A 13,653-nucleotide genomic window follows, 5' to 3' on the forward strand; every position below is an offset into this window, starting at 1 on the left:
TGTTGCCTGCCCGTCGTCGTTATGCGTCGCCCACCCGGGCCAGTCGTTCCGGATCGATCGCGGCCCCGTCCCCATCGGGCACCTGATGCTCCATGTCCGCGCCCGGCTTGCGCGCCACGAGTTTTGCCGGATCGCGCATGTCGAAGCGAAGCCATCCCTTGCCGAGCAGGGAGCGGGCGCCGTCGAGCTGCGCGAACTTCACCAGCGCCGCCGCGGCGCCCTCCTGCGGCAGGGCGAGCGTCTCGCCAGTATCGAAGGTGAGATCCCAGCGGCGATTGCCCACCCACGTCGCCGCCTTCACCCGTGGCTTCAGCGCCGGCGCCGCGGCGAGAAGGCGCTGGTATGCGGCCTCCTGCCGATCCGCTCCAGGGCCGATCACCAGCGGCAAATCTGGCATGTGGTTGCGGTCTACGGCCTCCAGCGGCACGCCCTGCGCGTCGATCAGCGTCAGATTGCCGCCGTTCTGCCAGATCGCCGCCGGCTCCCGCTCCACGATATGGATCAGCAGTCGATCGGGCAGCCGGCGTGAGACATAGGCGTCCGCAACCCAGCCGTAGGCGAGCAGGCGCTCGCGGATCTGATCGAGATCGACGCGAAGCATGGCCTTCGGCTGATCCTCCAGCGCGACGGCATAGACCGTCTCGCGGTTCATCCGCTTCAGGCCCGTGATGTCGACTTGCTCGACCCGAAGGCCAAGCTGGCCTGTGCTGTCCGCCACCGCCGCGCCAACCGCGGCCGGCACGCCGAACCACGTGGCGGTGGCAATCGCCACGGCGCCGGTCGTTGCCAGGATCGTCCACGTCACCGCGCGGCGTAGCGTCGCCTCGCTGACCGGCAACTTGGCGATGATGCGATCGCCGAGCGACTGCTTGGGCGGGGGGCGGCGTACCGTTGGGCGGCGCGGCGTGTCCCGCTTGATCGCGCGGCTCATTGCACGTGATCCTTCAGCGCTTCATCGACGATCGCCTGGACAAGCTCGGGATAGCTCATGCCGATATGGCGCGCCTGTTCGGGCACCAGGCTGAGCGGCGTCATCCCCGGCTGCGTGTTCACTTCGAGCAGGAACAGGCCGTCGACGCCGCGCTCGTCATCCCAGCGGAAATCGGCGCGGCTGCAGCCCTTGCAGCCGAGCAACTGGTGCGCGCGCAGCGCGATCGCCTTGCACGCTTCAGTGATGTCGTCCGGCACCGGGGCGGGGAAGATATGCTCGGTCATCCCCTCGGTGTACTTGGCATCGTAATCGTACCAGCCGGACTTGGGCCGAAGCTCCGTGACGCCGAGCGCGCGATGGCCGAGCACCGCCGTCGTCAATTCGCGGCCACGCACATACGGCTCGGCGAGAAGCTCGTCGAACTCCTGCCATGGCCCGCTCGCCTCGCGGCTGATTGGATTGCCGTAATTCCCCTCGTCCGTGACGATCGCGACACCGACCGACGAGCCTTCGTTCACCGGCTTCAGCACATACGGCCGGGCAAGCGGATCCGCGGCATAGAGATCCTCCGTCGCGACGATACGGCCGCCGGGCATGGGTACGCCGTGCGGCACCAGGGCCTGCTTCGTCAGCACCTTGTCGATGGCGATGACGGACGTGGCGAGGCCACTGTGCGTGTAACGCAGCCCCATGATGTCCATCAGGCCCTGGATCGAGCCATCCTCGCCGGGCGAGCCATGCAGCGCATTGAACACCAAATCGGGCGCGGCCTCTGCAAGGCGCGCGGCGACGTTGCGATCCATGTCGATCCGGGTGACGCGATGACCAAGCGATTCCAGCGCCTCGGCGATGCCGGCGCCGGACGACAGCGATACGTCGCGCTCGGCCGACCAGCCGCCCATCAGCACGACAATATGCAACAGGCTCACGATGCTACCCCCACGCGCTGGATCTCCCATTCGAGGGTCACGCCGCATTTCTCCTTCACCCGTACGCGCACCTCCTCCCCCAGTCCTTCGATATCCTCGCTGGTCGCGTTACCGAGGTTGAGGAGGAAGTTCGTATGCTTCTCGCTGACCTGCGCGTCGCCACGCTTCAGCCCGCGGCAGCCTGCCTCGTCGACCAGCGCCCAGGCCTTGTGCCCGGGCGGATTCTTGAAGGTGGAGCCGCCGGTGCGCGAACGCAGCGGCTGCGACGCCTCGCGGCTGGCGGCGATGCGGTCCATTTCCTCCTGGATCGCGGCCGGATCGCCCGGCTGGCCACGGAAGGTGGCGCTGACCACGATCGCGCCATCGGGCAGCTCCGAATGGCGATAGCTGTAATGGAGGTCGGCGGCGGGGAGCGTCACCAGCTCGCCCGAGCGAAGCACGACATCGCATTCGACCAGGATGTCGGCGGTCTCACGGCCATAGGCGCCGCCGTTCATGCGCACGAAGCCGCCGACGGTGCCGGGGATCGAGCGGAGAAACTCGACGCCGGCGATGCCCGCGTCCCGCGCGGTCGACGACACGAGGATGCCGCTCGCGCCGCCGCCGCAGCGCAGCGTCGTCGCGTCAACCACCTCGACCTTGGCGAAGGGCTTGCCGAGGCGAACGACGACGCCGGGTACGCCGCCGTCGCGCACAATCAGGTTGGAGCCGAGGCCGAGCGGCATCACCGGAACGGCGGGATCGAGGTTGGCGAGGAACTTCGCGAGATCATCCACGGTCGCCGGCTCCAGCAGCCATTCGGCCGGGCCGCCCGACTTGAACCAGACCAGCGGGGCGAGCGGCGCGTTTTGCGTGAGGCGGCTTTGCACCGGCGCGCGCGTGGTCGCAGCGTCCCCGGTGCTCGGGCCGGGCGTGGTTTCGTCGATTGCGCTCACCGCCGTGCCTCGATCGCGGGTGCGAGGCCAGCGGCCCATTTGGTGATGTCGCCGGCACCCAGGCAGACGATCTGATCACCGGGGCGCACCTCCGCAGCGAGCGCGGTTGCAAGCGCATCGGCATCGGCCACCATCGCCGCGGCGCGGTGCCCGCGGTGGCGCAGTCCGCTGACCAACGCATCGGCGTCGACACCGGGCACCGGCGCCTCGCCCGCGGCGTAAACCGGGGTCACATAGACCGCGTCGGCATCGTTGAACGCGCCCTGGAACTCGTCCATCAAATTGCCGAGGCGCGAGTAGCGGTGCGGCTGCACCACGGCGATTACGCGGCCCTGCGCCGATTCACGCGCGGCGGCGAGCACGGCTCGGATTTCGACCGGATGGTGGCCGTAATCGTCGATCACCGCAGCGGTGCCGCCGTCAGCGAACGAGACCTCGCCAACCTTGGTGAAGCGGCGCTTCACGCCGTTGAACTTCTCGAACCCCTTCTGGATCGTCGCGTCGTCGATGCCGAGTTCAAGCGCGACGCCGATCGCGGCAAGCGCGTTCTGCACATTGTGACGGCCAGGCATCGGCAGGTCGATGCCCTCAATCGAGCGGCTGGTGCCGTCGCGATGGCGGATGATCGCCTCGAACCGGTTACCCCCCGGGTAGGGCGCGACATTGACGCCGCGCACGTCAGCGCTGGCCGCAAAGCCATAGGTGACGATGCGGCGGTCGCGGACGCGCGGGATCAGCGCCTGCACTTCCGGATGATCGAGGCACAACAGCGCCGCGCCGTAGAAGGGCACGTTCTCGACGAACTCGACGTAGGCGTCCTTCGCCCTCTCGAAGCTGCCGTAGTGATCGAGATGCTCGGGATCGATGTTGGTGACGACCGCGATCGTCCCATCGAGACGGAGGAAGCTGCCGTCGCTCTCATCGGCTTCCACCACCATCCAGTCGCTGTCGCCGAGGCGGGCGTTGGAGCCGTAGCTGTTGATGATCCCGCCGTTGATGACGGTCGGGTCAACGCCGCCAGCGTCGAGCAGCGCGGCGATCATCGAGGTGGTCGTCGTCTTGCCGTGCGTGCCGGCAACCGCGACGGTGGACTTCAGCCGCATCAGCTCGGCCAGCATCTCCGCCCGGCGCACCACCGGTATGCGCTGGCTGAGCGCAGCTTCGACTTCCGGGTTACCGCGCTTCACTGCGGTCGAGGTGACCACCACGGCAACGCCATCGACGTTGGCCGCATCGTGGCCGATCGTTACCTTGATCCCGCGGCTGCGCAGGCCCTCCACAACGTAGCTTTCCGCGACGTCGGAGCCCTGCACTGCATAACCGAGATTGTGCATCACCTCCGCGATGCCGGACATGCCGATGCCGCCGATACCGACGAAATGGATCGTACCGATGTCGGTCGCAACACCCTTCACGCAAACGCCTCCTTCTTCACTGCCGGCCCGACCGGCAGCGGCGTGAGCGGCGAATCAAGGCTTTCGACCAGATCGGCAAGATCGCGTGCGGCATCGGGCTTGCCACAGCCGCGGGCGCGGCCGGCGGCATTCTGCAGCGCGGCCGGATCGAGGCCGAGCTTCTGCATCTGTTTGGCCAGTTCGCTGGGCGTAAAGGCGCTTTGCGGAATCGTCCGCGCCCCGCCCGCTGCGGTGATCTCGCGCGCATTCGCCGTCTGGTGATCGTCCGTGGCACCGGGCAGCGGCACCAGGATCGCGGGGCGGCCAGCAGCGGTCAGTTCCGAGATGGTCGACGCTCCCGCGCGCGCGATCACCAGATGCGCCCAGCCAAGCTCCTCCGGCAGATCGGGGAGGTAGGTGGCCAGCGTGGCGGCAATCTCAAGCTCGGCGTACTTGGCGCGTGCGGCATCGATATCCTCGATGCGCGCCTGATGCGTCACCTGAAGGCGCCGACGGAAGGCGACCGGCAGCATTGCGAGGCCGTCGGGCACCACCTTGGAAAGGACGCTCGCGCCTTGCGAGCCTCCGGTAACGAGCAGACGGAAGATGCCATCCTCTTCCAGCAGCGGATAAGGCTTGGCGCGCAGGGCCAGCACGGTGTCGCGCACCGGATTACCGATATAGTGCGTCTTGCCTTCGAACTTGGGCTTCAACCGCTCCGTCTTGGCATAAGAGGTGGCGATCGCGTCGACACGGGCGGCGACGAGCCGATTTACGCGGCCAAGCACGGCATTCTGCTCGTGCACCGCGGTCGGGATCTTTTCGGCGAAGGCGGCGGCCAGTGCCGGGAAAGCGGGGTAGCCGCCAAAGCCGATCACCGCGGCCGGCCGGAATGTGCGATACAGCTGGCGCGCCATCGCGCGGCCGCGCCACATCTCGCGCGCCGCCTTGGCCCAGCCGAGCGGGCCGCCAGCCAAGCGACCGGCTGGCAGCACGTGGGTCTGCACGCCTTCAAACAGGCCGGGGAAGCGCACGCCGCGCGCATCGCTGACCAGCGCGACGCGGTGGCCGCGACGCATCAGTTCTTCGGCAAGCGCAGCGGCCGGCACCATGTGACCGCCGGTGCCACCGGCAGCCAGAACGAAGTGGCGCGCGCGCGTCATGCCGCCGGCCCCCAGCGCGTGACATAGGGGCTGCGCAGCAGGAACGGATTGCGACGGGTGAACGCCAGCAACAGCCCCATGCCAAGCGAGAGCGCGATCATCGACGAACCACCATAACTGATAAACGGCAAGGTCATCCCCTTGGAGGGTGCGAGGCCGGTGTTCACCGCCATCGACACCAGAGCCTGGACGCCGAACTGGGTCGCCAGCCCCGACGCCGCGAGCAGCTTGAACCCGTCCTGCTCGTCCAGCATCTTCACGAACACCCGCACAACGATGGCGAGGAACAGCACCGCGATTACCATGCAGGCAAGAAGGCCGAACTCCTCCCCGATCACCGAAAAGATATAGTCGGTATGCGCTTCGGGCAGGCCGAACTTCACCGTGCCCGCGCCGGGTCCCGTCCCGGTCCAGCCGCCGGACGTCAGCGTCGCATGCGCGGCGTCGGTCTGGAAGTGCGCACCCTCCGCCTCGTTCGGATCGCGAAACAGGAAGGCGTCGATGCGCGCACGCGCCGTGCCGTAGAACATATAGGCCGCGACCAGCCCGACCGGCGCCATGGCGAAGAAGGCGGCGAGCGTGCGCATCGGCGTGCCGGCGATCATCAGCAGCACCATCCAGACGGTCGCGAACACGATTGTCTGGCCGAAGTCGGGCTGGAGCATCAGCAGCAATGCGACCGTTGCCGTCATGCCGCAGGTGATCGCGGTGAGCGGCAGGCTCTCGTCCTTGGAGCGCAGCGAGAGCAGCCAGGCGACGGTGACGATGAAGCAGGGCTTCAGGAACTCGGACGGCTGGAACTGGGCGACGCCGACACCGAGCCAGCGCTTTGCACCGTTCACCTCGACGCCAACGCCGGGTATCAGCACGAGCACGAGCATCACGCTGAACGCCGCCGCCCCGATCACCGCTGCGCGCCGTGCGACGTTCACCGGAAGCATCGAAACGCCGATCAGCACCGGCAAGGACACCAGCACCCACATCACCTGGCGCCAGAAGTAGTAAAGCGGCGGGATCTTCAACTGCTCGCCCGAATAGCGCACCGCGCTCGCCGGCGACGCCGCCGCGACGGAAAGCAAGCCGACCGCGATCAGCGCGAAGGTGAGGAGCAGCAGCAGCCGATCGGTATCCCAGAACCACGTGCCGAGCGGCGAGCGATCGCCCCGGCCGCCCCGCTCCTTGAACCGGCCGCGCAGGCCGGCCCTGTTCGACAATTCGGTCACGCGAGGCCCCCTACCGCTTCACGAAATGCCTGGCCGCGATGCTCGTAATCGCGGAATTGATCGAATGATGCGGCCGCCGGTGACAGCAGCACCGTTTCCCCCGGTGCCGCAAGTTCTGCCGCGCGGCGCACCGCCGCCTCCAGCGTTCCCGCTTCCTCAACGGGCACCTTGCCGGTGAGCACGCGGGCGAACACCGGCCCGGCCTCGCCGACCGTGTAGGCACGTACGACATGCCCGAAATAGGGCGCGCAAGCGTCGAGATCCTCACCCTTCGCGCGTCCGCCAACGATCCAGTGCACGCGATCGAAGGCGCCGAGCGCTGGCGCGGTGCTTTCCGGGTTCGTGGCCTTGCTGTCATCGACATAAGCCACGCCGGCCACCTCGCCGATCTTCTCCATGCGATGTGGCAAGCCAGTGAAGCTGGCAAGGCCGCGCTGGATGTCATCCTCGGCGATGCCGAGCGCCTGGCACACGGCAATCGCGGCGAGCGCGTTCTGCGCGTTATGCGGACCCTGAAGGGAGGGCCAACCGGACTGATCCACGCCGACTTCCGGCGCGATCCGGATCAGGCGCTTGGCCGCCGCCTCGATCGTGCCTGCGATAGCCGAAGAGGGCGCGTCAGAGGTGCCGATCACCGCCGCGTGATCTGCCGACTGCATGGCGAACAGCCGCGCCTTGGACGCGGCATAGCCCTCGAACCCATCGTAGCGATCGAGGTGATCGGGCGTGATGTTGAGCAGCACGGCGACGTCGCAATCGAGCCGCGACGTCAGGTCGATCTGGTAGCTCGACAGTTCGAGCACATAGACGCCGCCTTCCGGCAACGGATCCTGCGCGAGGATCGGCAGCCCGATATTGCCGCCCATCAGCGCCGGCACGCCGGCCGTCTTCAGGATGTGCGTGACGAGCGCGGTGGTGGTCGATTTGCCGTTGGTGCCGGTGATGCCGACCACCTTGTGTGGTGGCAGGCCCGAGCGGGCCTCCGCGAACAACTCGATATCGCCAATGACCGGCACGCCTTCCGCCCGCGCTTTGGCGGCCAGCGGGTGCGTGTTGAGCGGCACGCCGGGGGAGACGACGAGGCCCGCCGCGCCGGTCAGCGTGAGTGCGGCAATGTCATGGACGATGACGCCGTCGATCTGCTCCGCCGCGCTGCGCGCCTCGGCGTTACTGTCCCAAGCGACGACATGCGCGCCAGCCTGCGCCAGCGCGCGCACGGTCGCCAGGCCCGAACGCGCGAGCCCCAGCACCGCGTAGCGCTTGCCGGCCCAGGCGGGGGAGACGATCACCGCAGTTTCAGCGTCGACAGGCCGGCAAGCGCCAGAACAAGGCTGATGATCCAGAAACGGATCACAACGGTCGGCTCGCTCCAGCCCAGTTGCTCAAAATGGTGATGGATCGGCGCCATGCGGAACACGCGCCGGCCAGTCCGCTTGTACCAGAACACCTGGATGATGACGCTCATCGCCTCGACAACGAAGAGGCCGCCGATGATGCCGAGCACGATCTCGTGATGTGCGACGACCGCGATGGTGCCAAGCGCCCCGCCAAGCGCAAGGCTGCCGGTATCGCCCATGAACACCGCGGCGGGCGGCGCATTATACCACAGGAATGCGAGGCCGGCCCCGATCATCGCGCCGCAGAAGATGGCAAGGTCGCCCGCCCGTGCGACATGCGGAATGCCGAGGTAATCGGCGAACTTCACGTTACCGGCGAGGTATACGATCAGCATGAACGCGACCGAGGCGATGATCACCGGCATGGTCGCCAGGCCATCCAGCCCGTCCGTCAGGTTCACCGCATTGCCGAAGGCGACGATCGTGAAGGCCGCAAACAGCGGGTAGAACAACCCCAGGTCGATATACATGCGGTTGGTGAACGGCAGGTAGAGCGCCGTGCCGTTCTCGTAGCTGATGATCCACGCCGCGACGCCGGCAATGATGAATTCCAGCAGCAGGCGGACGCGCCCGGGCACGCCGGCGGTGGTCGCCTTTCGCACCTTGTCGTAATCGTCGAGGAAGCCGATCGCGCCGAAGCCGAGAGTCACGAACAGGCAGGCCCAGACGAACGGGTTTCGCAGATCCATCCAGATGAGGATCGACAGCGCAAGGCTGGTCAGGATCATCAGCCCGCCCATCGTCGGCGTGCCGCGCTTGGCGAGGTGAGTCTGCGGCCCGTCGGCCCGGATCGGCTGCCCCTTGCCCTGCCGCACGCGCAGCCAGCCGATGAACTTCGGCCCGATGATCAGGCCGATGAACAGCGCGGTCGCGATGGCGGCGCCGGCGCGAAACGACAGATAGCGGATGAGGTTGAGGACGCTCGGAAACCCGAGCTGCTCGGCGATCCAGTACAACACTAAGCCATGCCCCCGGCAAGCGCCGCGACGATCCGCGACAGCCCTACCCCATTCGATCCCTTGACGAGTACCGCGTCACCCGGCGCGAGCATATCCGGAAGGACCTCCAGCGCCGCCGCGGCGTCGCGCACATGGACGAATTTCGTCTTTCCCTCAAGCGCCTGCGCAAGAGGGGCCATCGCTTCGCCGACCAAGAGCGCCGCTTCGACGCGGGCCGCCGCAATGGGGCCAGCAAGGGCCGCGTGATAGTCGGCCGAGGCCTCGCCCAGCTCGCGCATTTCGCCAAGAACAGCGACGTGGCGGCCGGGCTCGGCACCCAGGACGGCAAGGGTCGCGGCCATGGAAGCGGGGTTGGCGTTATAGCTTTCGTCGATCACGAGGATGTCGCCGCACTGCACCTGTGCTTCGAGTCGCGCGCCGCGTCCCTGCAGGCCGCCGAGATCACCGAGAGCCAGCCCGGAAAGCGCCAGATCGCCGCCCACCGCGTCCACCGCCGCCAGCAACGCGAGTGCATTCGACACCCAATGCGCGCCGGGCTGCGCCACGGTGAAGCTCAGCTCGCGCTCGCCGATCCGCGCGGTAACGAACGTGCCGCCGCCTTTCACCGGCATCGTCTCGATCGGCCGAACATCGGCATCAGGCGCGGAGCCGAAGGTGACGATGCGTGCTGCGTACGGCCGGGCCGCCGCGATGAGTCGATCGCGATGCGGGCTGTCGAAGGGGATGATGGCGACGCCGCCAGGCTCCAGCCCGCGGAAGATCTCCCCCTTCGCATCGGCGATCGCGGCTTCGTCGGGGAAGAATTCCGTATGCGCCGGCGCGATCGCGGTGACGATCGCAACATGGGGGCGGACGAGCGTGGTTAGATGCGCGAGTTCGCCGGGATGATTCATGCCCATCTCAAGCACGCCGAAGCGAGAGTCGGCCGGCATTCGGGCGAGACTGAGCGGCACGCCGGTGTGGTTGTTGTAGCTCTTGACCGAACGGTGCACCGCGCCGCGCGCGCCGCGATCCAGCGCAGCGAACAGCGCCTCCTTCGTCGACGTCTTGCCGACCGAGCCGGTGACGCCGATGATCCGCGCCTTGGTGCGCGCGCGGGCGGCGCGCGCGAGATCCTCGAGAGCCGCGAATGTGTTGGAGACGGCGACATGCGGCCCCGCTGCGCCGGCAGAGACGATCGCGCCGGCCGCGCCTTGCGCATAGGCCTGCTCTAGAAAGCGGTGGCCGTCCGTGGCCTCGCCCTTCAACGCGACGAAGAGGTCACCCGGCCCCACCTCGCGCGAATCGAAAGCGACGCCGCTCGCGGCAAAACTGCCGTGGGCGACGCCGTGCGTAGCGGCGGCGATGTCATCAGAGGTCCAGAGAGTCATCGCGCGCCTATACCACCGCGGCGGACGGCCGGGTCCAGTATCGACAGGCCGGGGCGTACCCCGGCCAGGGAGAGAGAACGCGGTGCCGCCGCGCGGTTCAACGCAGCCCGCTGACGCTGTCACCCGTCACCAGCTCATACCGCACGCCGAGGGTGCGGCGCTCGCGCGGGCGCTTCTCACCCTCGCTGGCATTGGGCTTCGACGGGGTCACGAACTTATGCTTCACCTGCAACCTCCCTGGCTACACTCACGTCATCAAACGGCAGGACGAGATCGCCGACGATCTGCCCCTGTTCATGTCCCTTGCCGGCGATCAGCACGATGTCCTCCGGTCCCGCCTGCTCGATGGCGAGGCGGATGGCGCCGCGGCGATCGCCATGTTCGACCGCGCTAGGCGCTGCCTTCAGGATGTCGGCGCGAATCGTGGCCGGATCCTCACTTCGCGGATTGTCGTCCGTCACGATCACCACGTCGGCCAGCGCCTGGGCGATCGCCCCCATCGGTTCGCGCTTGCCCTGATCGCGGTCACCGCCGGCGCCAAAGACGAGGATCAGCCGGCCAGTGACGTGCGGGCGAAGCGCGGCGATCGCCGCCTCCAGTGCGTCGGGCGTATGCGCGTAATCGACATAGACCGGCCCTCCGCTGGCGGTGATCACGGCGCGCTCCAGTCGACCACGCACGGGCTGCAGCCGGGATAGGCCAGCGATCGTGGCCGTGACATCGCCGCCCGTCGCGATCACCAACGCTGCAGCCATCAGCGCATTCGCTGCCTGGTAAGCGCCGATCAACGGCAGCTTCACATGATGCTCGGCGCCCCCGGCTGCGATGACCAGCCCCTGCCCGAGCAGCGTCGGATCGCGCGAGACAAGCCGGATGTCGTCGCCATGCTCGCCCACCGTCATCAGGCGGTTGCGGCGCTGGCGGGCAAGATCGATCACCCGGTCCGAATGGGGATCGTCAGCCCAGACGACGGCGGTGCCGTCGGGCGCCAGCACTTCCGAAAAGAGCCGCAGCTTGGCGGTGAAATACGCCGCCATGTCACCGTGATAGTCGAGATGATCGCGGCTGAGATTGGTGAAGGCGGCAGCGGACACACGCAGGCCTTCGGTGCGATATTGCGTCAGCCCGTGGCTCGATGCCTCGAAGGCGACATGCGTCACGCCCTCCCGCGCGAGCCCGGCGACATTGGAGAGGAACGTGACGACGTCGGGCGTCGTAAGGCCAGTCGTCACCCGCTCGTCCGCCGTGGTGACGCCGAGGGTGCCGATCGAGGCGGCATGGTGTCCGGCCATGCGCCACAATTGGCGCGTCAGTTCGACCGTCGAGGTCTTGCCGTTGGTTCCGGTCACCGCAACCGCGGTTTCTGGGAAAGGCGCAAAGAACGTCGTCGCCAGTTCTGCGAAGCGCGCGCGGGGGTTGTGATCAGCAATGTGAAGCGCACCCTCAACGACGGCCTGAGGGCGGGCGACGACCGCGATGGCGCCGGCGGCGATCGCAGCGGGGATGAAATCCTCTCCGTTCACCCGCTGGCCCTCGAATGCGCCGAAGATGGTGCCCGGCGCGACCTTGCGGTGGTCGATTGCGAACCCGGTGACGGTCTGATCGCCGCCGTCGGGAATGAGGTCGCCAAGCTTCATTCTGCGGCGACCTTCTTGTCGCCAGGAGCGTGCCACAAGAGGTTTGGCAGTTCACCAAGGTCGATGTCGCGATTCGCGTCCGGAATGACGCCCAGCATCGCGCCGGTCCGGCTGATCACACGGCTGACGACGGGAGCGGCGGTATAGGCGGCGGTGGTCTGGAAGGAGTTTTCCTGCACCCGCTTCGGGCTGTCCATCATAGTCAGCACCACATAGCGCGGCGCATCCATCGGGAACACCGCCGCAAAGGTGGAAACGTTGCGGTTGCGGGCATAGCCGCCAGCTTCAGCGGCCTCGGCAGTGCCAGTCTTGCCACCGACGCGGTAGCCTGGGGCCTCGGCCTTTCGCCCCGTGCCGTTGGTGACGATCAGGCGGAGCAGCTGCCGAAGCCGTGCGCTGGTCTCCTCCTTCAGAACGCGGCGGCCCTTCGGCGCATGGCCCGGCGCCACCTTCAGCAGCGTGGTCGGGCGCCAGATGCCGCCGTTGACGAGCGTGGCATAGGCATTGGCGAGATGAAGTGGCGTCACCGCAATGCCGTGGCCGTACGCGGTCGTCATCACCGTGGTCCGCGCCCAATAATGCGGCCAGAGCGGGCGGCCCTTCTCGATCAGCTCGGTATCGGGCTTCGTGTCGAAGCCCATCTTGCGGAACATGTCCTGCATACGCGCGGCGCCGATCTCGTCTGCGACGCGGGCAGTGGCGATGTTCGACGAGTGGATCAGCGTTTCCGGGATGTTGAGCCAGCGGTTCTGAGCGTGGTCGTCCTTGATCCGGAAGCGGCCGACCTGGATCGGCGCCGTCGCGTCGAACCGACGCGACATATCGGTGACGATGCCATTGTCTATCGCGGTCGCCATGGCGATCGGCTTGAACGCCGAACCCAGCTCGTAAACGCTCTGGGTGACGGTGTTGCGCAGCTGTTCGCTGCCCGCCATGCCGACTCGGTTCGGGTTGAACAGCGGCAGCGACACCATCGAGATGACCTCGCCCGTGTCGACGTCGAGCACGATGCCGGCGGCGGCGCGCGCCTGCATCGTCGACATGGCCCGGCCAAGCTCGCTTTCCATCGCTGCCTGGACGCGGCTGTCGATCGAGAGCGCGACGGGGGTGCCGGAGAGTGCAGGGTTGGTCAGCCGCTCCTCCAGCGCCCGCTCCATGCCCAGCCGTCCGCGAACGACAGGATCCTTCTGCGTGGTGCCGATATAGCCGAGCACGTGCGCGGCAAGCGAGGATTGCGGGTACAGCCGCTGCGTCTCGCGTTCGAAAACGATGCCCGGCTCACCGATGGCATTCACCGCCTGGACCAGGGCCGGAGATGCGCGGCGATTGAGATAGGTGAAGGTCACCGGCTTGGTGATCAACCGGTAGAAGCGCGCCTGATCGCCGACATCGGGCATCAGGTCGGCGAGGCGCTTGGCGATCTCCATCCGGTCGCCGAGCAGCTTGTTCGGGTGAACGCCGATCGTCCACGCATCGATCGTGCGCGCCAGCTGCGCGCCGTTGCGATCGACGATATCGCCGCGCGGCGCGGTGCTGATCGCGGCCGACCGGCGCGGGCCGCCGTCAAACGCGAGCATCGCCAGTCGCCCGATCACCAGCAGGATCGCTGCCGTGAACAGCAGCAGCAGCATCATCAGCCGCTGGTGCTGTGTCGCGAGCAGCGCCTGCCGCTGTTCGGCGGCACGCATGGGGCGTGCCGCCTGCCGGGCGACCAT

Annotated in this window: 12 protein-coding genes; all 12 read right to left on the bottom strand. The window is 67.6% G+C overall.

Annotated elements, in window-relative coordinates; all coding sequences use genetic code 11:
* Nucleotides 1-19: 19 nt before the first annotated feature.
* Nucleotides 20-931, bottom strand: a complete 912-nt coding sequence (locus ACH0AE_RS01070) for a cell division protein FtsQ/DivIB (protein WP_294441973.1) — start codon at nt 929-931, stop codon at nt 20-22.
* Complete coding sequence (locus tag ACH0AE_RS01075; protein WP_294441972.1) at nt 928-1,890, bottom strand: D-alanine--D-alanine ligase; 963 nt, start codon at nt 1,888-1,890, stop codon at nt 928-930. Before ACH0AE_RS01075 ends, ACH0AE_RS01070 begins: the two co-directional genes overlap by 4 nt.
* The gene (gene murB / locus ACH0AE_RS01080) at nt 1,857-2,795 is read right to left on the bottom strand and encodes a UDP-N-acetylmuramate dehydrogenase (protein WP_294441971.1); all 939 of its coding nucleotides are present in this window, start codon (nt 2,793-2,795) and stop codon (nt 1,857-1,859) included. The genes ACH0AE_RS01075 and murB overlap by 34 nt, the downstream gene beginning before the upstream one ends.
* Entirely contained in the window at nt 2,792-4,210 is a 1,419-nt protein-coding gene (murC, locus tag ACH0AE_RS01085; RefSeq protein ID WP_294441970.1) for a UDP-N-acetylmuramate--L-alanine ligase, read from the bottom strand. The genes murB and murC overlap by 4 nt, the downstream gene beginning before the upstream one ends.
* Nucleotides 4,207-5,352, bottom strand: a complete 1,146-nt coding sequence (murG, locus tag ACH0AE_RS01090; RefSeq protein WP_294441969.1) for an undecaprenyldiphospho-muramoylpentapeptide beta-N-acetylglucosaminyltransferase — start codon at nt 5,350-5,352, stop codon at nt 4,207-4,209. The genes murC and murG overlap by 4 nt, the downstream gene beginning before the upstream one ends.
* A complete protein-coding gene (ftsW, locus tag ACH0AE_RS01095; protein ID WP_406875380.1) occupies nt 5,349-6,575 on the bottom strand; it encodes a putative lipid II flippase FtsW in 1,227 nt (408 codons plus the stop codon). The genes murG and ftsW overlap by 4 nt, the downstream gene beginning before the upstream one ends.
* Nucleotides 6,572-7,864, bottom strand: coding sequence for a UDP-N-acetylmuramoyl-L-alanine--D-glutamate ligase (gene murD, locus ACH0AE_RS01100; RefSeq protein ID WP_294441968.1), 1,293 nt, complete (start codon nt 7,862-7,864; stop codon nt 6,572-6,574). The genes ftsW and murD overlap by 4 nt, the downstream gene beginning before the upstream one ends.
* Entirely contained in the window at nt 7,861-8,931 is a 1,071-nt protein-coding gene (mraY, locus tag ACH0AE_RS01105) for a phospho-N-acetylmuramoyl-pentapeptide-transferase (protein WP_294441967.1), read from the bottom strand. Before mraY ends, murD begins: the two co-directional genes overlap by 4 nt.
* The gene (gene murF, locus ACH0AE_RS01110) at nt 8,931-10,301 is read right to left on the bottom strand and encodes a UDP-N-acetylmuramoyl-tripeptide--D-alanyl-D-alanine ligase (RefSeq protein WP_294441966.1); all 1,371 of its coding nucleotides are present in this window, start codon (nt 10,299-10,301) and stop codon (nt 8,931-8,933) included. The genes mraY and murF overlap by 1 nt, the downstream gene beginning before the upstream one ends.
* 97 nt (nt 10,302-10,398) lie before the next feature.
* Nucleotides 10,399-10,527, bottom strand: coding sequence for a hypothetical protein (locus ACH0AE_RS01115; protein WP_294441965.1), 129 nt, complete (start codon nt 10,525-10,527; stop codon nt 10,399-10,401).
* A complete protein-coding gene (locus ACH0AE_RS01120) occupies nt 10,517-11,938 on the bottom strand; it encodes a UDP-N-acetylmuramoyl-L-alanyl-D-glutamate--2,6-diaminopimelate ligase (RefSeq protein ID WP_294441964.1) in 1,422 nt (473 codons plus the stop codon). Before ACH0AE_RS01120 ends, ACH0AE_RS01115 begins: the two co-directional genes overlap by 11 nt.
* Nucleotides 11,935-13,626, bottom strand: a complete 1,692-nt coding sequence (locus ACH0AE_RS01125; RefSeq protein ID WP_406875381.1) for a peptidoglycan D,D-transpeptidase FtsI family protein — start codon at nt 13,624-13,626, stop codon at nt 11,935-11,937. Before ACH0AE_RS01125 ends, ACH0AE_RS01120 begins: the two co-directional genes overlap by 4 nt.
* Nucleotides 13,627-13,653 lie beyond the last annotated feature (27 nt).

Source organism: Sphingomonas sp. 179-A 2A2 NHS (genome assembly GCF_045371305.1).
Taxonomy (GTDB): domain Bacteria; phylum Pseudomonadota; class Alphaproteobacteria; order Sphingomonadales; family Sphingomonadaceae; genus Sphingomonas.